General features: G+C 66.8%; 20 protein-coding genes. 14 read left to right on the top strand and 6 right to left on the bottom strand.

Annotation, left to right across the window (positions count from 1 at the left end):
- Nucleotides 1–25: 25 nt before the first annotated feature.
- From PSELUDRAFT_RS00345 to PSELUDRAFT_RS00365, 5 genes are all read right to left on the bottom strand, one after another.
- Nucleotides 26–886, bottom strand: a complete 861-nt coding sequence (locus tag PSELUDRAFT_RS00345; protein WP_088964973.1) for a YgcG family protein — start codon at nt 884–886, stop codon at nt 26–28.
- Nucleotides 883–1,479 carry a LemA family protein gene (locus PSELUDRAFT_RS00350; protein ID WP_088964974.1) on the bottom strand — a complete coding sequence of 199 codons (597 nt, stop codon included), beginning with the start codon at nt 1,477–1,479 and terminating at the stop codon, nt 883–885. Before PSELUDRAFT_RS00350 ends, PSELUDRAFT_RS00345 begins: the two co-directional genes overlap by 4 nt.
- Nucleotides 1,480–1,568: 89 nt before the next feature.
- Entirely contained in the window at nt 1,569–2,222 is a 654-nt protein-coding gene (locus PSELUDRAFT_RS00355; protein ID WP_088964975.1) for a response regulator transcription factor, read from the bottom strand.
- A gap of 107 nt (nt 2,223–2,329) precedes the next feature.
- On the bottom strand, nt 2,330–2,650 hold the full coding sequence (locus tag PSELUDRAFT_RS00360) for a c-type cytochrome (protein WP_088964976.1): 321 nt from the start codon (nt 2,648–2,650) through the stop codon (nt 2,330–2,332).
- Between the two features lie 55 nt (nt 2,651–2,705).
- Nucleotides 2,706–4,478: a PQQ-dependent methanol/ethanol family dehydrogenase gene (locus tag PSELUDRAFT_RS00365; RefSeq protein ID WP_088964977.1), complete on the bottom strand. Its 1,773-nt coding sequence runs from the start codon at nt 4,476–4,478 to the stop codon at nt 2,706–2,708.
- Between the two features lie 218 nt (nt 4,479–4,696).
- Here PSELUDRAFT_RS00365 and PSELUDRAFT_RS00370 point away from each other — a divergent pair, with 218 nt between their 5' ends.
- The 4 genes from PSELUDRAFT_RS00370 to PSELUDRAFT_RS00385 are packed head-to-tail and all read left to right on the top strand — an operon-like array spanning nt 4,697 to nt 8,387.
- Nucleotides 4,697–5,872 carry an ABC transporter substrate-binding protein gene (locus tag PSELUDRAFT_RS00370; protein WP_088968330.1) on the top strand — a complete coding sequence of 392 codons (1,176 nt, stop codon included), beginning with the start codon at nt 4,697–4,699 and terminating at the stop codon, nt 5,870–5,872.
- Nucleotides 5,873–5,926: 54 nt separating this feature from the next.
- Nucleotides 5,927–6,895 (top strand): YVTN family beta-propeller repeat protein, encoded by a 969-nt coding sequence (locus PSELUDRAFT_RS00375; RefSeq protein ID WP_088964978.1) that lies wholly within the window; start codon nt 5,927–5,929, stop codon nt 6,893–6,895.
- A complete protein-coding gene (locus tag PSELUDRAFT_RS00380; protein ID WP_088964979.1) occupies nt 6,892–7,617 on the top strand; it encodes an ATP-binding cassette domain-containing protein in 726 nt (241 codons plus the stop codon). The genes PSELUDRAFT_RS00375 and PSELUDRAFT_RS00380 overlap by 4 nt, the downstream gene beginning before the upstream one ends.
- Entirely contained in the window at nt 7,614–8,387 is a 774-nt protein-coding gene (locus PSELUDRAFT_RS00385) for an ABC transporter permease (RefSeq protein ID WP_179947564.1), read from the top strand. Before PSELUDRAFT_RS00380 ends, PSELUDRAFT_RS00385 begins: the two co-directional genes overlap by 4 nt.
- 158 nt (nt 8,388–8,545) lie before the next feature.
- On the opposite strand, the gene PSELUDRAFT_RS00390 is transcribed toward PSELUDRAFT_RS00385, so the two are convergent.
- A complete protein-coding gene (locus PSELUDRAFT_RS00390; RefSeq protein WP_088964981.1) occupies nt 8,546–9,094 on the bottom strand; it encodes a PQQ-dependent catabolism-associated CXXCW motif protein in 549 nt (182 codons plus the stop codon).
- Nucleotides 9,095–9,239: 145 nt separating this feature from the next.
- Here PSELUDRAFT_RS00390 and nosP point away from each other — a divergent pair, with 145 nt between their 5' ends.
- From nosP to PSELUDRAFT_RS19550, 10 genes are all read left to right on the top strand, one after another.
- Nucleotides 9,240–10,397: a nitric oxide-sensing protein NosP gene (gene nosP, locus PSELUDRAFT_RS00395; protein ID WP_088964982.1), complete on the top strand. Its 1,158-nt coding sequence runs from the start codon at nt 9,240–9,242 to the stop codon at nt 10,395–10,397.
- The gene (locus tag PSELUDRAFT_RS00400) at nt 10,390–12,939 is read left to right on the top strand and encodes a NahK/ErcS family hybrid sensor histidine kinase/response regulator (RefSeq protein ID WP_088964983.1); all 2,550 of its coding nucleotides are present in this window, start codon (nt 10,390–10,392) and stop codon (nt 12,937–12,939) included. Before nosP ends, PSELUDRAFT_RS00400 begins: the two co-directional genes overlap by 8 nt.
- A 175-nt stretch (nt 12,940–13,114) precedes the next feature.
- Nucleotides 13,115–13,900 carry a hypothetical protein gene (locus PSELUDRAFT_RS00405; RefSeq protein ID WP_088964984.1) on the top strand — a complete coding sequence of 262 codons (786 nt, stop codon included), beginning with the start codon at nt 13,115–13,117 and terminating at the stop codon, nt 13,898–13,900.
- A gap of 293 nt (nt 13,901–14,193) precedes the next feature.
- A complete protein-coding gene (gene adh / locus PSELUDRAFT_RS00410; RefSeq protein ID WP_088968331.1) occupies nt 14,194–15,714 on the top strand; it encodes an aldehyde dehydrogenase in 1,521 nt (506 codons plus the stop codon).
- Between the two features lie 283 nt (nt 15,715–15,997).
- Nucleotides 15,998–16,387, top strand: a complete 390-nt coding sequence (locus PSELUDRAFT_RS00415; protein ID WP_088964985.1) for a DUF779 domain-containing protein — start codon at nt 15,998–16,000, stop codon at nt 16,385–16,387.
- A complete protein-coding gene (pedF, locus tag PSELUDRAFT_RS00420) occupies nt 16,384–16,818 on the top strand; it encodes a cytochrome c-550 PedF (RefSeq protein WP_088964986.1) in 435 nt (144 codons plus the stop codon). The genes PSELUDRAFT_RS00415 and pedF overlap by 4 nt, the downstream gene beginning before the upstream one ends.
- 4 nt (nt 16,819–16,822) lie before the next feature.
- The gene (locus tag PSELUDRAFT_RS00425; RefSeq protein WP_088964987.1) at nt 16,823–17,650 is read left to right on the top strand and encodes an ABC transporter substrate-binding protein; all 828 of its coding nucleotides are present in this window, start codon (nt 16,823–16,825) and stop codon (nt 17,648–17,650) included.
- 2 nt (nt 17,651–17,652) lie between these two features.
- Nucleotides 17,653–18,426 carry a quinoprotein dehydrogenase-associated SoxYZ-like carrier gene (locus PSELUDRAFT_RS00430; protein WP_088964988.1) on the top strand — a complete coding sequence of 258 codons (774 nt, stop codon included), beginning with the start codon at nt 17,653–17,655 and terminating at the stop codon, nt 18,424–18,426.
- On the top strand, nt 18,423–19,358 hold the full coding sequence (locus tag PSELUDRAFT_RS00435; RefSeq protein ID WP_088964989.1) for a quinoprotein relay system zinc metallohydrolase 1: 936 nt from the start codon (nt 18,423–18,425) through the stop codon (nt 19,356–19,358). The genes PSELUDRAFT_RS00430 and PSELUDRAFT_RS00435 overlap by 4 nt, the downstream gene beginning before the upstream one ends.
- A gap of 312 nt (nt 19,359–19,670) precedes the next feature.
- On the top strand, nt 19,671–23,132 hold a 3,462-nt coding region (locus PSELUDRAFT_RS19550; protein WP_162291233.1), incomplete at its 3' end, for a retention module-containing protein.

Genomic DNA, 23,132 nt, shown 5'->3' on the forward strand with positions numbered 1-23,132 from the left:
ACACGATGGCAAGTCCGGTGCAGTGCTACCAGCGACCGGAGGCGCCGCCACCGCCAAAACCGCCGCCACCACCACCAAAGCCACCGCCTCCCCCGCCGCCGCCGCGGCCTCCACCGAAGCCGCCGCCAAAACCGCCACGGCCCGGGCCGCCGCGCCCCGGGCGCAACAGCAGGGTAAGGAGGAACACCACCGCGCCGGCCAGCAGCGACTGCCATACCCAGCCCAGCTGGTACCACAGCATGGCACCGGCAGCCGCGCCGCTGCCGAGGGCGCCCAGCCAGCGGCCCAGCATCTGCCGCATGCCCTGGCCGAGGATGGTGGCGAACACCAGCACGAAGGGCAGGAAGGTCCAGCTGTCATCGGCATTGCCGCCAGGGTTGGCCGCAGGCGGCGGCAAGGGCTCACCGTTGATCACGCCGATGATGCGCGTCACCCCGGCATCCACAGCGCCATAGAAGTCGCCCTGCTTCAGGCGCGGCACCATGATCTCGCTGATGATGCGCTTGCAGGTGGCGTCGTTAAGCGCGCCTTCCAGCCCGTAGCCCACCTCGATGCGCAGCGCGTGGTCATCCTTGGCGATCAGCAGCAGTGCGCCGTCGTCCACCTTCTTGCGCCCCAGCTTCCACTGTTCCACCACGCGCAGCGAGTACTGCTCGATGGCTTCGCCGCCGGTGGTGGGCACGATCAGCAGCGCCAGCTGGCTGCCCTTGGCCTGCTCCAGCGCCTGCAGTTTCTGTTCCAGTGCCGCCTGCTGCTGGCTGTTCAGGCTCGCGGTGAGGTCGGTAACGCGGGCATGCAGCTCCGGCACCGCCAGCTGCGCCAGCGCCAGGCAGCTTGCCAGTGTCAACCACAGCGCCAGCAGGCCGTGTCGCAGTACGCGGCTCATTGCGCGGCCGAGGCGGAGAAGTCGACACGCGGCGGCGTGGCCAGCGCCTTTTCGTTATCGACGGTGAAGTTGGGCTTCACCGCGAAGCCGAACATCCGCGCGGTAAGGTTGGACGGGAAGCTGCGCACCGTCACGTTGAACTCCTGCACCGACTGGATATAACGGTTGCGCGCCACGGTGATGCGGTTCTCGGTGCCTTCCAGCTGCGCCTGCAGGTCGCGAAAGCCGGCATCGGCCTTCAGCTGCGGGTAGTTCTCGGACACCACCATCAGCCGCGACAGCGCGCCACCCAGCTGCGCCTGCGCGCTCTGGAACTGCGCCAGCGCCTGCGGGTTGGCCGCAAGCTCCGGGGTGACCTGCAGGCTGCCTACCCGGGCACGCGCGGCAGTAACCTGCTGCAGCACGGTCTGCTCGTGAATGGCATAGCCTTTCACGGTATTCACCAGGTTGGGCACCAGGTCGGCACGGCGCTGGTACTGGTTCAGCACCTCGGACCAGCTGGCCTTGATCTGTTCGTCACCGGCCTGCAGGCTGTTGTAGCCGCAACCGGACAGGCTGCCGACCAGCAGCAGCGAAAGCACGAGTTTGCGCATGGGGAATCCTCAGGAATGGGAAAAACTGCCGCCTTGCGGCCAACCATCCCACTATGCCATCGCCCTGCCCGCCCGGCCAAGCCCGCCGGCTACACCCGCAGCAGCGGCCCCACCTTGATCACCGCCTGGGTGCGGCTGGATACCTTGAGCTTGCGCAGTATCGCCGACACATGCGCCTTCACCGTGCTTTCGGCGATGTTCAGCTCGATGGCCACCACCTTGTTGGACTTGCCGTTCACGATGTAGTCCAGCACCGTGCGCTCCTGCTTGGTGAGCAGCGCCAGGCGGCTGGCCAGGTCCTGCAGCTGCTCCGGGTTGCTGGCCGGCGCGCCGGTGTCGCGGTCGGCCAGAGCCGGCGGCAGGAAGATCTCGCCATCCAGCACCGCGTTCACCGCCTCGCTCATCAGCTCGCGGGAGAAGGATTTGGGAATGAAGCCGGAGGCGCCCACCGACATCACCGATTCCACGGTATGGATGCGCTCGTCGGCGGATACCACGATGAAGGGCAGCGTGGGCGCCTGCTGCCGCAGGCGGGCAAGGCCGGTCAGCCCGTCCATGCCCGGCATGTTCAGGTCCAGCATGGCCAGTTCGATGGCCGGGTTGGCGCGCACCGCATCCAGCACCGCCTCCAGCCCCTCGCACTCGACGATCTCGCAGCCCTCGCCCAGCGCGCTGGACACCACCAGCCGCATCGCCTCGCGAAACAGCGGGTGGTCGTCCGCAATCAGTACCGTCGCTTCCATGCTGTTACCCACACAGTGAGAAAACCGGCAGGCGCCGGTTGTCGGATTGGTTTGATCGGCCACGCCTGGCGGCGCGGCCCTGCGGGCGCTGGCATATTGCTGGCGGCTTATTTCAGCCCCAGCACCCAGGTGACGATGGTGCGGATGTCCTCATCCTTCAATTGCGGATGCGGCGGCATGCCGGCCGGGCCCCACACGCCGCTGCCGCCATCCTTCACCTTGCGCACCAGCTTGTCCACGGCGCCCTTCTCTCCATCATAACGGTCTGCCACGTCGATGTAAGCGGGGCCGATGATCTTGCGCTGCACGCTGTGGCAGGCAAAACAGCCGCTTTTCTTGGCCAGGGTTTCGGCGGCGGACGGCTCGGCGCGGGCGATGGCCGGCAGCAGCAGTGCGGCAGCCAGCGCCAGTTGCATGATTTTGAACATGATTGCTCCCACGGGCGGCCAGCCACAGCTGCCGCCCCTTGCTATGCGTTGACGATTACTGGCTCAGCTTGAACACCCACAGGCTGCCGCCCTGGGAGATATTGGTGATGCGCTTGGCGACTTCGCCGCCCCACAGCGGCACCGCGCCGCCCCAGCCGGACACCACCGCCACGTACTGCTGGCCGTCCATCTCCCAGGTCACCGGGCTGCCGACGATGCCGGAACCGGTCTGGAACTGCCACAGCTGCTTGCCGCTCTGCGCGTCGAACGCCTTCAGGTAGCCTTCCGGCGTGCCGGTGAACACCAGGTTGCCGGCAGTGGTCATCACGCCAGCCCACAGCGGGGCCGGGTTCTTGTATTCCCACTTGATCTTGCCGGTTTTCGGGTCCATGGCGCGCAGCACACCGATGTGGTCGTCATACAGCGGCTTGATGGTGAAGCCCGCGCCCAGGTAGGCGCCGCCCTTCTTGTAGCTGATCGGCTCGTTCCAGATATCCATGCCCCACTCGTTGCTGGGCACGTAGAACAGCTCGGTCTTCGGACTGTAGGCCATCGGCATCCAGTTCTTGCCGCCCAGGAAGGACGGCGCGGCGAATACCGGCTTGCCCTTGCCGTCCTCGCCCTGGGTAGCCGGGTCGAACGGGTTGGTCGGGCGGCCTTCGTCGTTGTAGATCGGGCGCTTGGTCTTGAGGTCGAAGCCCTTGGCCCAGGTGATCTTGGACACGAAGGGGTAGGCGCCCAGCAGGTCGCCGTTGGTGCGGTCGGCCACGAAGAAGAAGCCGTTGCGGTCGGCCTTGGCGCCGGCCTTGATCACCTTGCCGTCCTTCTTCAGGTCGAAGGGCACGAATTCGTTCACGCCGTCGTAGTCCCAGCCGTCGTGCGGCGTGGTCTGCAGGTGCCACTTGATCTCGCCGGTGTCCGGGTTCAGCGCCAGGGTGGAGGCGGTGTACAGGTTGTCGCCCTTGCGCGTCCACGAGTTCCACGGCGCCGGGTTGCCGGTGCCCATGAAGATGGTGTCGGTTTCCGGGTCGTAGGTGCCGCCCAGCCAGGTGGCGCCGCCGCCGTGCTTCCACTGATCGCCTTCCCAGCTGGCGTTCAGCTTGCCGGTCATGGTGCTTTCCTTGCCATTGAGCGTGCCCATATGGCCTTCGATCACCGGGCGCGACCATACCAGCTCGCCGGTCTTGGCGTCGCGCGCCTCCACCTTGCCCACAATGCCGAATTCACCGCCGGATACGCCGGTGATCAGCTTGCCTTTCACCACCATCGGCGCGGCGGTGTAGGAATAGCCTTCCTTGTACTCGCCCACCTTCTGCGTCCACACCACCTTGCCGGTGTGGCGATCCAGCGCGATCAGCCGCGCGTCCAGGGTGCCGAAGTACACCAGGTCGCCATAGATGGCCATGCCGCGGTTGATCACGTCACAGCACGGCATGATGCCGTCCGGCAGGCGCGCGTTGTATTCCCACAGCTTGCGGCCGGTGCGGGCATCCACCGCGTAGGCGCGGGAATAGGAGGCGGTAACGTAGATCACCCCGTCGACCACCAGCGGCTGCGCTTCCTGGCCGCGCTGTTTTTCGCCGCCGAAGGACAGGCTCCACGCCGGCACCAGCTTGGCCACGTTCTTGCTGTTGATCTTGCTCAGCGAACTGAAACGCTGTGCCTGCGGGCCCATGCCATAGCTCACCACGTCGCCCGGGGTGCGGCTGTCATTGACGATGTCCTGGTCGCTTACCGCGGCGCCGGCCACCGGCGCCAGCAGGGCTGCGGCCAACAGGGATGACAGCGCGCTCAGGCGCCAGTACCGCTGTGTCTGGGTGTTTCTCATCTCGCTCTCCTGATGTTGTAGTGGGTGCCGGTTGCCGGGCGGTCTGGGGCTACCGCTGCCAGGCGTGGTGGGCACGACTGAATTCTGGAAAGCGAACGCGCTCAGGCCAATTCGACTTAAGTCGCAAATTGCCCGCCACAGCATGCGACTTAAGTCGAATGGACGCTCCCGGTCCGCTGCGCCACGCTGCAGGCAACCACCTTGTGATTGCCGCCACCATGACTGCCAACCGTACCGTCATCGCCCGCACGCTCATCGCCGGCTCCGCCCTGCTGCTGAGCCTGACGGCGCAGGCGGCAAACACCATCCGCATCAGCTACCTGGAAGAAACGCGCCCGGCCGAAACCGCGCTGGCCAACCTGGCTCCGCGCCCGGCCGACCTGGGCAGCGCCGGCGCCCTGCTTGCCATTACCGACAACAACACCACCGGCCGCTTCGTGCAGCAGCGCTTCGAGCTGACCCGCCTCCAGGTACCGCAGGGCGCCAGCGGCGCCGACATGCTGGCCAGGCTGGCAAAGGCCGGCAGCAGCCTGGTGGTGCTCAATGTCAGCGCCAGCGCCATCGACCGCCTGCTGCAGCAGCCTGCGGCCAAGCAATACCTGTGGTTCAACGCCGGCGCGCCGGACGACCGCCTGCGGCAGAACCAGTGCCGCCCCAACCTGCTGCACCCGCTGCCGGGCCGCGCCATGCAGGCCGACGCGCTGGCGCAGTACCTGGTCAGCCGGCGCTGGCAGAAGTGGTTCCTGGTGACCGGGCCCAAGCCGGAAGACAAGCTGTACGCCGCCGCCATCCGCCGCGCCGCCAAGCGCTTTGGCGGCCGCATCGTGCTGGATAAAAACTGGAATTTCGGCCCGGATGCGCGCCGCACCGCGCAGGCCGAGGTGCCGGTGTTCACCCAGGGCGGTGATTACGACGTGCTGATCGTGGCCGACGAGGCCGGCGACTTCGGCGACTACCTGCCCTACCGCACCTGGCTGCCGCGCCCGGTGGCCGGCACCCAGGGCCTGGTGGCCGAAGGCTGGCACGGCAGTGCCGAGCAATGGGGCGCGGTGCAGCTGCAGAACCGCTTTCGCGCGCAGAGCAGGCGCGATATGCAGTCGGTGGACTTTGCCGCCTGGGCGGCGGTGCGCAGCGTGGGCGAAGCCGCCACCCGCACCGCCAGCGCCGATGCCGGCAAGCTCGCCAACTACATCCACAGCGCCGACTTCCAGCTGGCCGGCTTCAAGGGCCGCACGCTGTCCTACCGGCCGTGGAACGGCGAGTTGCGCCAGCCGATGCTGATCGCCCAGCCGCGCGCACTGGTGAGCATGTCGCCGCAGGACGGCTTCCTGCACCCGCGCACCGACCTGGACACCCTGGGCTTCGACGCACCGGAAGTGCGCTGCAGCAAATAGAGGCACGCTGCGGCAAATAGAGGCGCGCGGCAGCAAACAAACAAGGAGACCACCATGCCCCATCACCCCCACCGCCTGGCGCTGGCGCTGCTGGCCGCCAGCCAGTGCAGCCTTGCGGCCAACGTCTACGTGTCCAACGAGAAGGACAACACCCTGTCGGTGATCGACAGCAACAGCCTGCAGGTGGTGAAGACCATACCGGTGGGCAAGCGCCCGCGCGGCATCACGCTGTCCAAGGACGGCAAGTCGCTGTACATCTGCGCCAGCGACGACAACACCGTGCAGGTGATGGACCTGGCCAGCGGCAAGATCATGCACAACCTGCCCTCCGGCGAAGACCCGGAGCAGTTCGCGCTGACGCCGGACGGCAAGACGCTGTACATCGCCAACGAGAACAACAGCGTGGTGACCATGATCGACGTGGCCAGCCGCCGCGTGAGCGGCCAGGTGGACGTGGGCGTGGAGCCGGAAGGCATGGCGGTGAGCCCGGACGGGCGCTGGGCGGTGAACACCTCGGAAACCACCAATATGGCGCACTGGATCGACACCCGGACCCGCCAGCTGGTGGACAGCACCCTGGTGGACCAGCGGCCGCGCTACGCGCGCTTCAGTGCCGACGGCAAGCTGCTGTGGGTGAGCAGCGAGGTGGGCGGCACGGTGTCCATCATCGACGTGGCCAGCCGCAAGCGCATCCACACCATCCATTTCGCCATCACCGGCATCCCGAAAGACCGCATCCAGCCGGTGGGCATCCGCCTGTCGCGTGACGGCCGCTACGCCTTCGTGCCGCTGGGGCCGGCCAACCACGTGGCGGTAATCGACGCCAAGAGCTTCCAGCCGCTGAAGTACCTGCTGGTGGGGCGCCGGGTGTGGCAGGCCGAATTCGGCCCGGACGAAAAACAGTTGTGGGTGACCAACGGCATCAGCAACGACGTATCGGTGATCGACGTGGGCGAGCTGAAGGTGATCAAGTCGATACAGGTAGGCCGCTACCCCTGGGGCGTGGCGGTGAGCGGCACATGAACCCGGTGCTGGCCATCCGCGGGCTGGGCCACCGCTACGGCCAGCGCCAGGCGCTGGCCGGGCTGGATCTCACCCTGGCGGCGGGCGAATGCTGCATCCTGCTCGGCCCCAACGGCGCCGGCAAGAGCACGCTGTTCGGCCTGCTCACCCGCCTGCTGGCGCTACAGCAGGGCAGCATCGAGCTGTTCGGCCAGCGCTTGCGGCCAACCCTGCTCGGCCGCGTCGGCGTGGTGTTCCAGCAGCCGACGCTGGACCTGGACCTGACGGTGGAACAGAACCTGAGCTACTTCGGCGCGCTGCAGGGCCTGCACGGCAAGGCGCTGGCACTGCGCATCGGCGCCGAGCTGGAGCGGCTGCAGCTGGCAGAGCGCCGCCGCGAGCGGGTACGCGCACTGAACGGCGGCCACCGCCGGCGGGTGGAAATCGCCCGCGCGCTGCTGCACCAGCCAGCGCTGCTGCTGCTGGACGAGCCCACCGTGGGGCTGGACCTGCCCACCCGCCAGCAGCTGATCGTCCATCTGCACGCGCTGGCGCGCGACGATGGCCTGGCGCTGCTGTGGGCCACCCACCTGATAGACGAGATCGACCCGGCGCACGACACGCTGGCGCTGCTGCACCGCGGCCAACTGCTGGCGCACGGGCCGGTTGCACCGCTGCTGGCCGCCAGCGGCAGGGACGACCTGGCAGGCTGGTTTGATCATCACACCGGGGCATTATCATGAAATGGCTACTGGTCCTGCAGGCGGTGATCCTGCGCGAGCTGCGCCGCTTCCTGCAGCAGCGCTCGCGCTTTTTCGGCGCGCTGGTGCGGCCGCTGATCTGGCTCTTGGTCTTTGCCGCCGGCTTTCGCGCCGCGCTGGGCATCGCCATCACCCCGCCGTACGAAACCTATATCACCTACGACGTGTACATCGTGCCGGGGCTGGTGGGCATGGTGCAGTTGTTCAACGGCATGCAGAACTCGCTGTCCATGGTGTACGACCGCGAGATGGGCAGCATGCGCGTGCTGCTGACCTGCCCGCAGCCGCTGCCCTTCCTGCTGTTTGCGCGCCTGTTCGCCGGCATGTGCGTGTCGCTGCTGCAGGCCTACGCCTTTTTGCTGATCGCCCGCCTGTACGGTGTGGACCTGCCGTGGCAGGGCTTTGTCAGCGTGCTGCCGGCGCTGGTGCTCAGTGGCCTGCTGCTGGGCGCCGCCGGCATGGTGCTGTCGTCGTGGGTGGCGCAGATCGAGAATTTTGCCGGGGTGATGAATTTCGTGGTGTTCCCGCTGTTCTTCCTGTCCTCGGCGCTGTACCCGCTGTGGAAAATGCAGGAAGCCAGCGAGGTGGTGTACCGGCTGTGCAGCCTCAACCCGTTTACCGATGCGGTGGAGATGATCCGCTTCGCGCTGTACGGCCAGTGGCAGCAGGGCGCCATCGTCAACACCCTGCTCGCCACCGCGGTGTGCATGGCGCTGGCGCTGTGGGGCTACCGGCCGCGGCAGCGGGCCTAGGGTTAGCCGCAAGGTATTCCCTTGGCGGGCGGAGGCCCTTGGTAGGGCGGAAGCCCCGCCACAGGGGCGTTCCGCCAGTGTGCGGCCAACTTGGTGTCGGATCGCCCCGTTGGGGCATCCGCCCTACTGCTTGAGCCGGGCAACGACAGGGAGGAAACCTACAGCGGCACCGGCTGCGCCACTACCAGCGGCAGGCCGGCCTCGGCCCAGCCGTCGCTGCCGGACGGGTACCAGTACACCTGGCGGTAACCCAGGCTCAGTGCGCGGCGGGCGGCGTTCCACGACATCCAGCAGTCGCGCAGGCAGTAGAACACCAGTGGCTGCTCGAAGCGGCCGCCACTGAGCCGCGCCAGCTCGCGCTGGAAGTAAGCGGCCATGGCCGGGGCCAGTTCGCCGTAGCCGACATTGGGCAGCCACACGCTGCCCGGCAGGTCCTGCCGCTCGTGGGCCGGCAGCCAGTGGCTGCTGCCGTCGGCAGCGGTGACCTGGCCGGCGGCCATCACGTCCAGCAACAACGGCTGGCGTGCGGCCAACAGTGTCTGCAGCGCGGCGGTGTCCAGCACCGTGGCGCCGGGCAGGGTGTCGGGGGTGGGGGCGCGGTAGTGCTGCAGGCGGTAACCGTCCGGCAGCGCCACCGGCCCGGCATGACATAGTTGATGGCTGCCCAGCAGCAGCAACAGGGCAACACTGATACGGGACAGGCTCATGACAGGCACTCCGCGGCGATACCGCTGCCAGCATGGCAAGGCGACAGGGGTGCCGCCATACGACTTTCGTTTTATGCTGCAGAATTCGATAGAAGAAATGTGCCCACAGAGGCATCGGGATACAAAGCAATATGGATGGAGAACCATGATTGCCAACCAGACACAGCCGGTGCGCCGCTGCCATGTATACAGCGCCGACCCGGAACAGGCCGCCGACGAACTCTACCAGCAGCTGTGGCAGCCGGATTGCTCGCTGGTGCTGCTGTTCGTGGCGCCGGACTACCAGCTGGACAAGCTGGCCCCCGCCCTCGCCCGCCGCTTCGGCGAGGTACCGGTGGTGGGCTGTACCACCGCCGGCGAGATCAGCCCGGACGGCTACCGCTGCCATTCCATCGTCGGCGCCAGCTTTGCCGCACCGGATTTTTTCTCGGTGGTGAAGCGCATCGACGCGCTGCCGGATTTCGACCTCTCCGACGCACTGGGCACGGTGATGGCGGCGCGCTACGCGCTGGGGCAGAAGGCGAGCTTCCCGCTGGAGCGGCGCACCTTCGCGCTGCTGCTGGTGGACGGGCTGTCGGCACGCGAGGAACAACTGGCCGGCCGCCTGGCGCGCGCGCTGGGCGATATTCCGATCTGCGGCGGCTCCGCCGGCGACAATATGCGCTTCGAGCGCACCCATGTGCTGGTGGACGGCGAGTTCGTCAGCGACAGCGCGGTGCTTGTGCTGGTGGCCACCCGCCACCCGTTCGAGGTGTTCAAGTCCGAGCACAGCGTGCGTAGCGGCGAACGGCTGGTGGTGACCGAGGCCGACAGCGAGCGCCGGCTGGTCACCGAGATCAACGCCGAGCCGGCCGCCGCCGAGTACGCGCGCATGCTGGGCGTGGCGCCGGAAAAACTGTCGCCGCTGTCCTTTGCCGCCCACCCGCTGGTGCTCAATGTCGGCGGCGTGCCCTATGTGCGCTCCATCCAGCGCATCAACCCCGACCTGAGCCTGAGCTTCTTCTGCGCGGTGGACGAAGGCATCGTGCTGTCCGGCACCCGCGCGGTGGACATCGTGGACAACCTGGCGCACACCTTCCGCGATTTGCGCGGCCGGCTGGGACAGTTCCAGGTGGTGCTGGGCTTCGACTGCATCCTGCGCACCCTGCCGCTGATGAACTCGGACGCCATCGCCCGCCTGTCCGGCCTGCTGGCGGCCAACGCCGTAGTGGGGTTTTCCACCTACGGCGAGCAATACCAGGCCATGCACGTGAACCAGACTTTCACCGGCATCGCCATCGGCTACGGACACGGCGATGACTGAACACGACACCGACAGGTTGGCCGCACTGGAGCGCGACAACGCCAAGCTGCGCAAGATCAACGAGGCGCTGATGCGCCGCGTGGAGCTGGGCCTGGCCGACAACGGCAACTCCTTCACCTTCTTCCAGGTGGCCGCCGAGCTGGAAACCCGCATCCAGGAACGCACCCGCGCGCTGGAAAAGGCCATGGCCGATCTGGAGGCCAGCAACTTCGCGCTACAGGAGGCCACCCGCGCCGCCGAGCTGGCCAAGAACCAGCTGCACGTGGCGGTGGAAACCATTGCCGACGGCTTTGCGCTGTGGGACCGCGACCACCGCCTGCTGCACTGCAACCGCAAGTTCGCCGAGATGTTCCCGCCGCTCAAGCAGCTGATCGCGCCGGGCCTGCCGTTCGAAACCCTGGTGCGCGCCGCGGTGGCGGCGCGGCTGATCCGCGATGCCGAGGCCGACCCGGAAGCCTGGATCGCCATGCGCCTGGCGCAGCAGCAGGCACCGCAGGACAGCCTGATCCTGGCGATGAGCGACGGCAGCTGGCAGCGGGTGAGCGAGCGCGCCATCGCCGGCGGCGGCCGGGTGGCGATCTACACCGACATCACCGAAATCAAGCGCCAGGAAACCCTGCTGCGCGAGCGCGACCTGGCGGCGCATTCGCAGCTGCTGCACGCCACCATGAACAGCATCCGCCAGGGCCTGGCGGTGTTCGATGGCGACGGCCGGCTGATGGAATGGAACCAGCGCTTCGTGGAGCTGACCCAGCCGACACAGGCCGAACTGGACAGTGGCCAGCTGGCGGAATGGGCGCGCTGCTGCCCGCTGGGCGGCACGCTGGAACACGCCACGCCGGCCGGGCTGATGCTGGAAGTGCAGTACAACCCGATGCCGGGCGGCGGCTTCGTGATGAGTTACACCGATATCAGCGAGCGCAAGGAGGCGGAGCAGGCGCTGCGCGACAGCGAAGCCAAGATCCGCCTGGTGACCGACGCCATGCCGGCGCTGATCGCCTACGTGGACAACCACCAGATCTACCGCTTCACCAACCTCAGCTACGAAAGCTGGTTCGGCATGCCGCGCTCCGAGATCAACGGTCGCACCATGCGCGAAGTGCTGGGGCCGGAGCTGTTCGACGCCCGCAGCCACTACGTGGAACGGGCACTGGCCGGCGAAGCCTCGGTGTTCGAGCTGACGCTGCCGGCGCCGCGCCAGCACATCGAATTCGCCCACGCCACCTTCATCCCGCACTTCGCCAGCGACGGCAGCGTGCTGGGCTTCTTCGCGCTGATCCAGGACATCACCGAAAGCCGCCGCGCCGCGCTGGAGCTGCAGCAGGCCAAGGAACAGCTGGAAGTACGGGTGGAGGAGCGCACCACCGAGCTGTCGGTGGCCAACGGCCGCCTGCGCGAGGCGATACGCACGGTGGAAGATGCGCAGCAGAGCAAGACGCGCTTCTTTGCCGCCGCCAGCCACGACCTGCTGCAACCGCTGAACGCGGCGCGGCTGTTCCTCGCCTCGCTGGCCGGCCAGGCGCTGCCGCCCACCGCGCGCGGCCTGGCGGAAAAAACCGGCACCGCGCTGGAGGCGGTGGACGACCTGATCAACACCCTGCTGGAAATCTCGCGGCTGGATGCCGGCGCGGTGGAAACCGAGCTGCGCCACTTCCCGGTGGCACAGCTGCTGGACCAGGTGGCGGAGGAATTCGCCCCGCTGGCCGAGGCCAAGTCGCTGCGGCTGCAGCTGCACGCCGGCCACGCCATCGTGCACAGCGACTGGGTGCTGCTGGGGCGCATGATCCGCAACTTCCTGTCCAACGCCATCCGCTACACCCGCGAAGGCGGCATCCTGCTGGGCTGCCGGCCACAGCCGGACGGGCTGCTGATCGGCGTGTGGGACCAGGGGCTGGGCATTCCCGGCGACAAGCTGGCGCAGGTGTTCCACGAATTCCAGCGCCTGCCGGAACACCACAGCCTGTGCCCCAAGGGCATGGGCCTGGGGCTGGCCATCGTCAGCCGCCTGGCGCGGCGGCTGGGCTACCGCATCGTGGTGCAGTCGCAATTCGGCCGCGGCTCGCTGTTCGGCGTGGTGGTGCCCTATGGCGATGCCGCCGCGGTGGCCGCCGCGCCACAGCTGGAGGCGCCGCAGCCGCAGGCGCTGCCGCCACAGCGCCAGGGCGCCACCATCCTGCTGATCGACAACGAGGCCAGCATCCTGGAAGGCATGTGCACGTTGCTGAGCGACTGGCACTACCGGCCGCTGCCCGCCGCCTCGGCCAGCGAGGCCATCGCCCTGCTGCAGCAGCAGAACGTGGTGCCGGATGCGATCCTGGCCGACTACCATCTGGATCACGGCTCCACCGGCGTGGACGCCATCCGCAGCATCAACCACCACCTTGGCCGCACCTTGCCGGCAGCGCTGATCACCGCCGACCGCAGCGACGAAGTGCGCCAGCTGGCGGAACAGGGCGGCTGGGCCTGGTTGGGCAAACCGGTGCGCCCGGCACGGCTGCGCACGCTGCTGGCGCACCTGACGCAGCCTGCGGCCAACCTTTGAACCGGCGGCAGGCACAGCGCTGCGCTTGAACCTTGCCGAACCCGGCCAGGCCATGACATTGGCAGCCTTGCTGTTGACATTCGCCGGCAGAATGCCGATGGGGGCATTATCATGAAATTCATATCGCATACCCCACCCCGGCTGGCAGCCTTGCCGGCCAGCTGCGAGAAAGATCATGACCCAGCCCCCCTACCGGCAGTTATGCCAGCTGATCTGGCTTGGCAGCGCCCTGCTGCTGGCCATGCCGGCCGCGGCGCAGGCCGGCACCGTGCTGAAAGTATGCGTGGATGAAGTGCCCTGGCTGCCCTACACCGTGCCCGACGACCGCCGGCCGGGCACCATGCAGCAGTTGCTGCAGCTGACCGCCACCGAGCTGGATGTTCAGGTGGTCTCCAGCTACAAGCCGTGGAAACGCTGCCTGCAGGAAGTGAGCAGCGGGCAGCAGGATGCCCTGCTCGGCGCCGGGCCGGCGCCGCTCAACCTCGGCCTGTCGGTGTTTCCACTGCGCTACGGCAAGGTGGACCCGGAGCGGGCGCTGGGCGCGGCGCGGGTGGTGGCCTTCCGCCGCATCGCCAGCAACGTCGATTGGGATGGCCACCACTTTCAGCACCTCACCCGCCCGGTGGCCGTGCCCAGCAGCTACCCGCTGCTGATCGACGCCGCACGGCGTGGCGGCGCCCAGGTGGACGATGGCGGCAAAAGCTCGGAACAAAACCTGGGCAAGCTGCTGGCGGAACGGGTGGACCTAGCCATCGGCTATGAAAACGATCTGAAGGACGCCACCGACAAGCACTTCCGCGGCCTGGTCACCCAGCTGCCGCTGGCCATCAGCGAAGACTTCTACTACCTGAGCTTTTCCCGGCGCTTCTACACGGCACACATCGCCCTGGCCGAGCAGCTCTGGGCCGCCCTGCCCAGGCTGCGCAAGAGCGACCAGTACCTGCAGCTGATCTCGCACTGATGCCGGCCCCGTAGCCCGGCTGTCCAACCGCCATATCCGGGAACTGCACGACAAAGGCGTTCCGCCACAACGTTGGCCGCATAAGCGGCGGATCGCCCCTGCCGGGGCATCCGCCCTGCCAGGCCCAGACTCTGCACGGCCCGAAAACACCCGCCAAAACCCCGCCAAGCCGCGCCCCGCCTAGATCTGCGACCAAAGTAGCATGGCCGAACCTCCATCCGATTCGCACAATGCAATCACTGCCAGGCCACTGATCCACATTGCCGGCACGTCACCAGAACCCGGAGGAAATCATGCTGCAACAGACCCTTAGCACCATCCAGAACACCATCCCGCTGCGCAGCCAGTACGACAACTTTATCGGCGGCAAATGGGTGGCCCCGGTGCGCGGCCAGTACTTCACTAACCTCAGCCCGGTAACCGGCAAGGCATTGTGCGAAGTAGCCCGCTCCACCGCCGAAGACATCGAACTGGCTCTGGATGCCGCCCACAACGCCGCCGACCGCTGGGGCCGCAGCTCGCCCACCGAGCGCGCCAATGTGCTGCTGCGCATCGCCGACCGCCTGGAGCAATACGCACCGTTCATCGCCGCCGTGGAAACCGCCGACAACGGCAAGCCGCTGCGCGAAACCAACGCCGCCGACATCCCTCTGGCCATCGACCACTTCCGCTACTTCGCCGGCTGCGTGCGGGCACAGGAAGGCAGCCTGAGCGAGATCGACGAGAACACCATTGCCTACCACTTCCACGAGCCGCTGGGCGTGGTGGGTCAGATCATTCCGTGGAACTTCCCGCTGCTGATGGCCGCCTGGAAACTGGCCCCGGCCCTGGGCGCCGGCAACTGCGTGGTGCTGAAGCCGGCCGAGCAGACCCCGATGGCCATCATGGTGCTGATGGAGCTGATCGGCGACCTGATCCCGCCGGGCGTGCTGAACGTGGTGAACGGTTTCGGCCTGGAAGCCGGCAAGCCGCTGGCCACCAACAGCCGCATCAACAAGGTGGCCTTCACCGGTGAAACCAGCACCGGCCGCCTGATCATGCAGTACGCCTCCGAAAACATTATTCCGGTCACCCTGGAGCTGGGCGGCAAATCGCCGAACATCTTCTTCGAAGACGTGATGAACGCCGACGACGAGTTCTTCGACAAGGCACTGGAAGGCTTTGCCATGTTCGCGCTGAACCAGGGCGAAGTGTGCACCTGCCCGAGCCGCGCACTGGTACAGGAATCCATCTACGACGCCTTCATCGAGCGCGCCGTGGCCCGCGTGAAAGCCATCAAGCAGGGCAACCCGTACGACATGAGCACCATGATCGGCGCCCAGGCTTCCAGCGATCAGCTGGACAAGATCCTGTCCTACATCGACATCGGCCGCCAGGAAGGCGCCGAGGTGCTGACCGGCGGTCGCCGTGCGCAACTGGGTGGCGATCTGGCCGGCGGCTACTACGTGGAACCGACCATCCTGGCCGGCCACAACAAGATGCGCGTGTTCCAGGAAGAAATCTTCGGGCCGGTGGTGGCGGTTACCACCTTCAAGACCCGCGAGGAAGCGCTGCAGCTGGCCAACGACACCACCTTCGGCCTGGGCGCCGGCGTGTGGACGCGCGACGGCTCGCTGGCCTACCGCATGGGCCGTGGCATCAAGGCTGGCCGCGTATGGACCAACTGCTACCACCTGTACCCGGCGCACGCCGCCTTCGGTGGTTACAAGAAGTCCGGCATCGGCCGCGAGACCCACAAGATGATGCTGGATCACTACCAGCAGACCAAGAACCTGCTGGTGAGCTACAGCCCCAACGCGCTGGGCTTCTTCTGAGCGGCAAGCATTCTGCTGCGCGGCGCAATCTCGCGGCTGTGATGCTCGCGGTACTAGCTGTACCGCTGCGCTTCTCGCGCCAGCCACGACCCGCTCGCGACGCACGCCACCGCAGATGGGCGCCGTAGGGCGGAAGCCTCGCAAGAGGCGTTCCGCCGCAATGTGAACCACCCAACCGGTCGGCGGATCGCCCCGGCTTGCCGGGGCATCCGCCCTACCGATCCAACCGCAGCACTCATCACCCAACACACAGGCACCCCGGTGCCAGGCCACGGAGGCTCGCATGGTCAGCCGCGTAGACATCACCCCCGCCGCAGCGGAAATGGTGCAGAAACTTACCGCCCGCCATGGCCCGCTGATGTTCCACCAGTCCGGCGGCTGCTGCGACGGCAGTGCGCCAATGTGCTACCCGCAGGGTGAATTCCACCTTGGCGAGCAGGACGTGCTGCTGGGCGAAATCGCCGGCGCACCGTTCTACATGAGCGCCTTCCAGTTCGAGTACTTCCGCCACACCCACCTCACCATCGACCTGGTGGCCGGCCGTGGTGCGAGTTTTTCGGTAGAGGCGCCGGAAGGCATGCGTTTTCTCACTCGCTCGCGGCTGTTCAGCGACGAGGAGCTGGCCGAACTGGCCAAGGATTCACCCACCACATCGCAAGGAAGCACATCATGAAAGCCGTTACCCTCCGTCTGTTGACCCTGTCGCTGCTGGCTGGCGCAGGCAGCCTGGGCCTGTCCGGCCTGGCTGGCGCCCATGGCGACGTTATTCCGCAACCGGTGGATACCGGCAACCTGAAAAAACTCGGCCCGGAATGGCTGGACAGCAACCCCTACCGCGGCAACCCGGAAGCCATCCATATCGGCCATTCCGCCTTCGCGCAGAACTGTGCCCGCTGCCACGGCATCGACGCCATCTCCGGCGGCATCGCCCCGGACCTGCGCCAGCTGCCGGCCGGCGAGGAAGGCGATGCCATCTTCCAGGGCCGCATCCGCCATGGCTCCATCCGCAACGGCGTGACCTATATGCCGCCGTTCGAGAACTTCCTGTCGCAGGAAGCGGCCTGGGCTATCCGTTCCTGGCTCGATACCGTGCACCAGGAGTAAACCCATGCGCCGCCGTCAGCTGCTGGCCGCCCTGTTGCTGGCCCCCCTGCTCGCCCTGCCGGCCGCGCGTGCGGCCAGCCTGGACGACATCCGCGCCACCGGCACGCTGAAGGTGGCGGTGTATCGCGACTTTCCGCCGTTCTCCTTCGTGCAGGGCGGCGAGCTGGTGGGCATCGATGTCGAGCTGGCGCGCGCCATCGGCAAGAAGCTGGCGCTGCCGGTGAGCTTCATGACCATCACCCCGGCCGATGACGTGGACGGCGATCTGCGCAACGCAGTGTGGAAAGGCCACTACCTGGGCGGTGGCACCGCCGACCTGATGCTGCACGTGCCGTTCGACCCGGAGCTGGCGCGCCGCAACGACAACGCCGTGCTGTTCGGCGCCTACTACCGTGAACAGCTGGCCTGGGCCGGCAACAAGCTGCCCGCTTCGGTGCAGCAGATCGACACCCAGCGCGTGGCGCTGGAAAACGACAGCCTGGGCGACTTGTACCTGTCCGCACTGCAGGGCGGCCGGCTGCGCGGCCAACTACAGCACTACCCCGACACGAGCACCGCCTGCCGTGCGGTGGCCGATGGCCGCGCCGAAATCGCCTTCGGCACCCGCAGCGAGCTGGAATGGGGGCTGTATGGCAGCCAGGTGCAGCTGGGCCAGCCGCAGCTGCCCGGCGTCATCAAGCCCAGCTGGGAAATCGGCATGGCTACCAAGGAGAGCCTGCATGATCTGGCCTGGGCGGTGGGCGATGCCCTGACCGAACTGCGTAGCAGCGGCGAACTGGCGGCGATCTTCCAGCACTACCACGCCAGCTACCGGCCGGCGGACGAGCACTAGCCATGCTGCGCCTGCTGCCAGCCCTGCTCTGCCTGCTGCCCGCCTGCGTGCTGGCCGCCAGCCAGGCAGCCAATCAGCACAATGACCCGCTGCACTCGGTGATGTGGGACGTGATGCAGCACACCGTCTTGCAGGACCAGCCGACGGTGTTCGACAGCCGCGTGGTAGTGAGCCTGCCGCGGCAGGTGGAAGACGGCCAGCGCGTGCCGGTCAGCGTGGATGCCAGCGCGCTGGGGCAGGTGGAGGAGCTGCTGCTGTTCGCCGATTACAACCCGCTGCCGCTGGCGCTGCGTTTTCGCATTGGCAGCCTGCGGCCAACCCTGGCGGTGGCCATGCGCGTCAACCAGGCCACGCCGGTACGCGCCGCGGCCCGCACCGCCGACGGGGTATGGCATGTCGGCGGGCAGCTGGTGGATGCGCCCGGTGGCGGCTGCGCACTGCCCACCCCCACCCGCAACAGTACCGACTGGGCCACGCTGCAAGGCCGGCTGTACGGCAAGCTGTGGCCACAGGATGGCCGGCTGCGCGCGCGGCTGCGCATCATGCACCCGATGGATACCGGCCTGGTGGGCAACACGCCGCGCTTCCACCTGAACACCCTGCAACTGGCCGATGGCAACGGTGCGCCGCTGGCCAGCCTGACACTTGAGCCGCCGCTGGCGGAAAGCCCGCTGTTCACCTTCGAGCTGCCGGCCGATACCCCCGGCCCGCTGCGCATCAACGCCGGCGACAGCGACGGCAACCGCTACCAGGCACTGCTGCGGAGCCTGCCATGATGCGCTGCGGCCAACGTTTATCCTTGCTACTGGCCCTGCTGGCGGCCAGTGCCCACGGCCAGGACTACCCGATCCAGCCACAGCAGATTGCACCGGACAGCTGGGCGGTAATTGCCGACACCGGCTACTTCACCCCGGCCAACGGCGGTTTTCTGGTCAACAGCGCCTTCATTGCCAGCGGCGACGGCGTGGTGGTGATAGGCAGCGGCCCGTCGCGCGCCTTTGGCGAGCAGTACCGCCGCGTGATCCAGGGCACCGCCGGGCAGCCGGTGCGCGAGCTGATCATTACCCACAAGCACCCGGATCATTTCCTCGGCAACCAGGCGTTTGCCGATGTGCCCGTCCTGGCCGAAGCCGGCACCAGCGCCATGCTGCGCACCGAGGCCGATGGCCTGGCGGAAAACCTGTACCGGCTGGTAGGCGATCGCATGCAGGGCACCGAGCCGCGCCTGCCCGACACCCTGCTGCAGCCGGGGCCGCACCCGGTGGGCAGCCACCAGCTGGAATTCATCGCCGTGCCCGGCCATACCCAGCACGACATCGCGGTGTTCGACCACAGCACCGGCGTGCTGTACGCCATCGACCAGGTATTCAACGGCCGCACCCCCACCCTGCCCAATGCCGACATCGCCAGCTGGCTGCAGTCGCTGGACCGGCTGGAGGCGCTGCCCTTCAAGCTGCTGGTGCCCGGCCACGGCCCGGTGGCGCGCGATGCCGGCCCGATCCGCGCCACCCGCCGCTACCTGCAATGGCTGGACACCACGCTGCGTGATGCGGCCAACCATGGGCTCACCAGCAACGAAGTCATGGCGCTGCCGCTGCCGGCCGAGTTCGCCAGCTGGGCCGAGGCGCGCGACGAATGGCGCCGCAGCGTGGGCTTTCTGTATGGCCGCTACGAACAGGCGGCGCTTGCCGCACTGGATGGTTCTTGATAGCCGCCAACAAAACTCGCAGAGCACCTGGGCCACGGCGCGCCGGCTGACAGTGCAAGTAGTACGGCCAGGAGGCGCACCGCAAAATCAGGGGTTTTGTCAGTGGCGCATGACCCGCGCCATCCTCCTCCCCGGGCATTACCGTTCGGGTTTCCACCTGCCATGCCGGCAGGTGTTTTTTTATGCAAAAAGCGTATTTGCATCAACCACTTGAAAAGCCCCCACCCCTCCCTTCAGTACAATAGAGAAAGCGCCAATGCCCTCCTAGAGTAATCACTATCAATAATCCGTCGTCAGACTCAGGAGCACATCATGGCTGCCAGCACCACACCGAACATTGCCCAGGGCAAAGTCGTCGCAGTTACCGGCAAGATCATCGCTGTCATGCCCGATGGCAGCCAGCACGTGGTCCAGCTTGGCGAAGTAATCGCCACCGGCGTGCGCCTGATCATCCCGGCCGATGCCACCATCGAACTGCAGGCCGGTAACGGTGAGATTCTGCATATCGCCGAACCGCGCGATCTGACCATTACCGATGATGTGTTCGGCGTTCATACCGCCGGTGCTGGCACAACAGGCACCGATGCCACCGACGCGGCCCTGGCACCTCTGCAGCCGGAAGCCCAGCAAGTACTGGCCTCTCTGCAAAACGGCCTTGACCCGCTGTCCCAGCTGGAAGCCGCCGCCGCCGGTCTGGGCGGGGGCGCAGGGGGTGAGGCCGACAGCGGCATCACCTACGTGATCCTGGGCCGCGTGGCAGAAAGCATCACCCCGGCATCCTTCGAACTGGGCATTACTTCATCCGGCTTTACCGGCACCTCGCTGCCGGTCAGCACACCGCACGACAACCCGCCGAGCATTACCGTAACGGAGCCGACCAACGACGGCCCGGATGCCCATGCGCAAGACGGCCTGGTTTACGAAGCCGGCCTGAACACCCAGACCAGCCAAGGCACCCATGCCGGTGACGGCTCGGCCATGGCTACCGGCACCTTCACCCTCAGCGACCCCGACGGCCTGGGCGACATCGCCAAAGTCACCATCAATGGCCACGACATTCCCCTCGGCCAGCTTGTCGGCACGGTTCTGGGCACCCCGCTGGGCCAGTTCACCATTACCGGTTTCAATACCACGACCGGCGTGGCAACGTATGTTTACACCCTGAATTCGCCGTCCAATGCCGACGGCCCGCACGGCACCACCAGTGAGAACTTCACGCTGACGGTGACCGACAGCGCCGGTAACACCTCCGGCCCGGCACAGATCGTGGTCACCATCGTGGATGATGCACCGCAGATCCATGCGACCAACGGTGAAACGCCGATTATGCTGGTTGACGAAAGCGCCCTGCCAGGCGGCAACGCCTCGCCCGGCGACTCGACCACCGACCATGCGAATTTTTCCGGTGCCTTCAGCAGCCAATACGGTGCCGATGGCGCAGGCCACATCGACTACGCCCTGTCGGTCACCTCCGGCAGCGACAGCGGCCTGATCGATACCGCCACCAACCAGCACGTGCTGCTCTCCGTGAACAGCAGTGGTGTGATTGAAGGCCGCACGGCTGGCAGCGGGGATCTGGTATTCACCGTGCAGGTAGACAGCAGCAGCGGCGAAGTCACCCTTCAGGAATTCCGCGCGGTAGAACACCCGAACGCCAGCGACCCGAATGATTCTGTTTCGCTCTCCTCCGGCCTGGTAGCGCTCAATGCCACCATCACCGATGCCGATGGCTCGCAGGCAAGCGCCAGCATGGATCTCGGCACTTCGCTTTACTTCCGCGATGATGGCCCGGTAATCGAGATCAATCGGGAGGCATTTGCTGCCCTCAACGTGGACGAAACCGCGCTGCCCACCGGCAACCCGGACCTCACCCCGTCCTACGGCACCTCGGATACCGAAAGCTTCTCCGGCCTGTTCACCTCGCACTACGGTGCCGACGGCGCCGGCAGCCTGGTCTACAGCCTGAATGTGACTGCCGGCCCGAGCGGCCTGGTGGATACCGCCACGCATGAAGATGTGATCCTGAGTGTCAACGGCAGTGGCGTGGTGGAAGGCCGCACCGCTGGCGGCGACCTGGTATTCACCGTAGCGGTCGATGGCAGCGGCAATGTCACCCTCGACCTGCTGCGCGCCGTTACCCACAGCGATACCAGCAACCCGAATGATGTCACTTCGCTGGCCAACAATCTGGTGACCCTCACCGCCACCATCACCGATGCCGATGGCGATCACAGCGCCGCCACCGCCAGCATCGGCTCGTCGCTGCACTTCTACGACGACGGCCCGACCGTGAGCCTGAACCAGGATGCCTCTGCATCCCTCAACGTGGACGAAACCGCGCTGCCCACCGGCAACCCGGACCTCACCCCGTCCTATGGCACCTCGGATACCGAAAGCTTCTCCGGCCTGTTCACCTCGCACTACGGCGCCGACGGCGCCGGCAGCCTGGTCTACAGCCTGAATGTGACTGCCGGCCCGAGTGGGCTGGTGGATACCGCCACGCATGAAGATGTGATCCTGAGCGTCAACGGCAGTGGCGTGGTGGAAGGCCGCACCGCTGGCGGCGACCTGGTGTTCACCGTGGCGGTCGATGGCAGCGGCAATGTCACCCTCGACCTGCTGCGCGCCGTCACCCACAGCGATACCAGCAACCCGAATGACGTCACTTCGCTGGCCAACAATCTGGTGACCCTCACCGCCACCATCACCGATGCCGATGGCGACCACAGTGCCGCCACCGCCAGCATCGGCTCGTCGCTGCACTTCTACGACGATGGCCCGACCGTGAGCCTGAACCAGGATGCCTCCGCATCCCTCAACGTGGACGAAACCGCGCTGCCCACCGGCAACCCGGACCTCACCCCGTCCTACGGCACCTCGGATACCGAAAGCTTCTCCGGCCTGTTCACCCCGCACTACGGTGCCGACGGCGCCGGCAGCCTGGTCTACAGCCTGGGCGTGGTCGCCGGCCCGAGCGGGCTGGTGGATACCGCTACTGGTCAGAACGTGATCCTGAGTGTCAACGGTAGTGGCGTGGTGGAAGGCCGTGCTACCGGCGGTGCCCTGGTGTTCACCGTGGCGGTCGATGGCAGCGGCAATGTCACCCTCGACCTGCTGCGCGCCGTTACCCACAGCGATACCAGCAACCCGAATGATGTGACTTCGCTGGCCAACAATCTGGTGACCCTTACCGCCACCATCACCGACAAGGATGGCGACCATAACAGCGCCACCGCCAGCATCGGCTCGTCGCTGCACTTCTACGACGATGGCCCGACGGTAGACCTGACCCATGCTTCGGTCGCCCTCAACGTGGACGAAACCGCGCTGCCCACCGGCAACCCGGACCTCACCCCGTCCTACGGCACCTCGGATACCGAAAGCTTCTCCGGCCTGTTCACCTCGCACTACGGTGCCGACGGCGCTGGCAGCCTGGTCTACAGCCTGAATGTGACTGCCGGCCCGAGCGGCCTGGTGGATACCGCCACGCATGAAGATGTGATCCTGAGCGTCAACGGCAGTGGCGTGGTGGAAGGCCGCACCGCTGGCGGCGACCTGGTGTTCACCGTGGCGGTCGATGGCAGCGGCAATGTCACCCTCGACCTGCTGCGCGCCGTTACCCACAGCGATACCAGCAACCCGAATGACGTGACTTCGCTGGCCAACAATCTGGTGACCCTTACCGCCACCATCACCGATGCCGATGGCGACCACAGCGCCGCCACCGCCAGCATCGGCTCGTCGCTGCACTTCTACGACGATGGCCCGACCGTG

It is taken from the genome of Vogesella sp. LIG4 (assembly GCF_900090205.1).
Classification (GTDB): Bacteria; Pseudomonadota; Gammaproteobacteria; order Burkholderiales; family Chromobacteriaceae; genus Vogesella.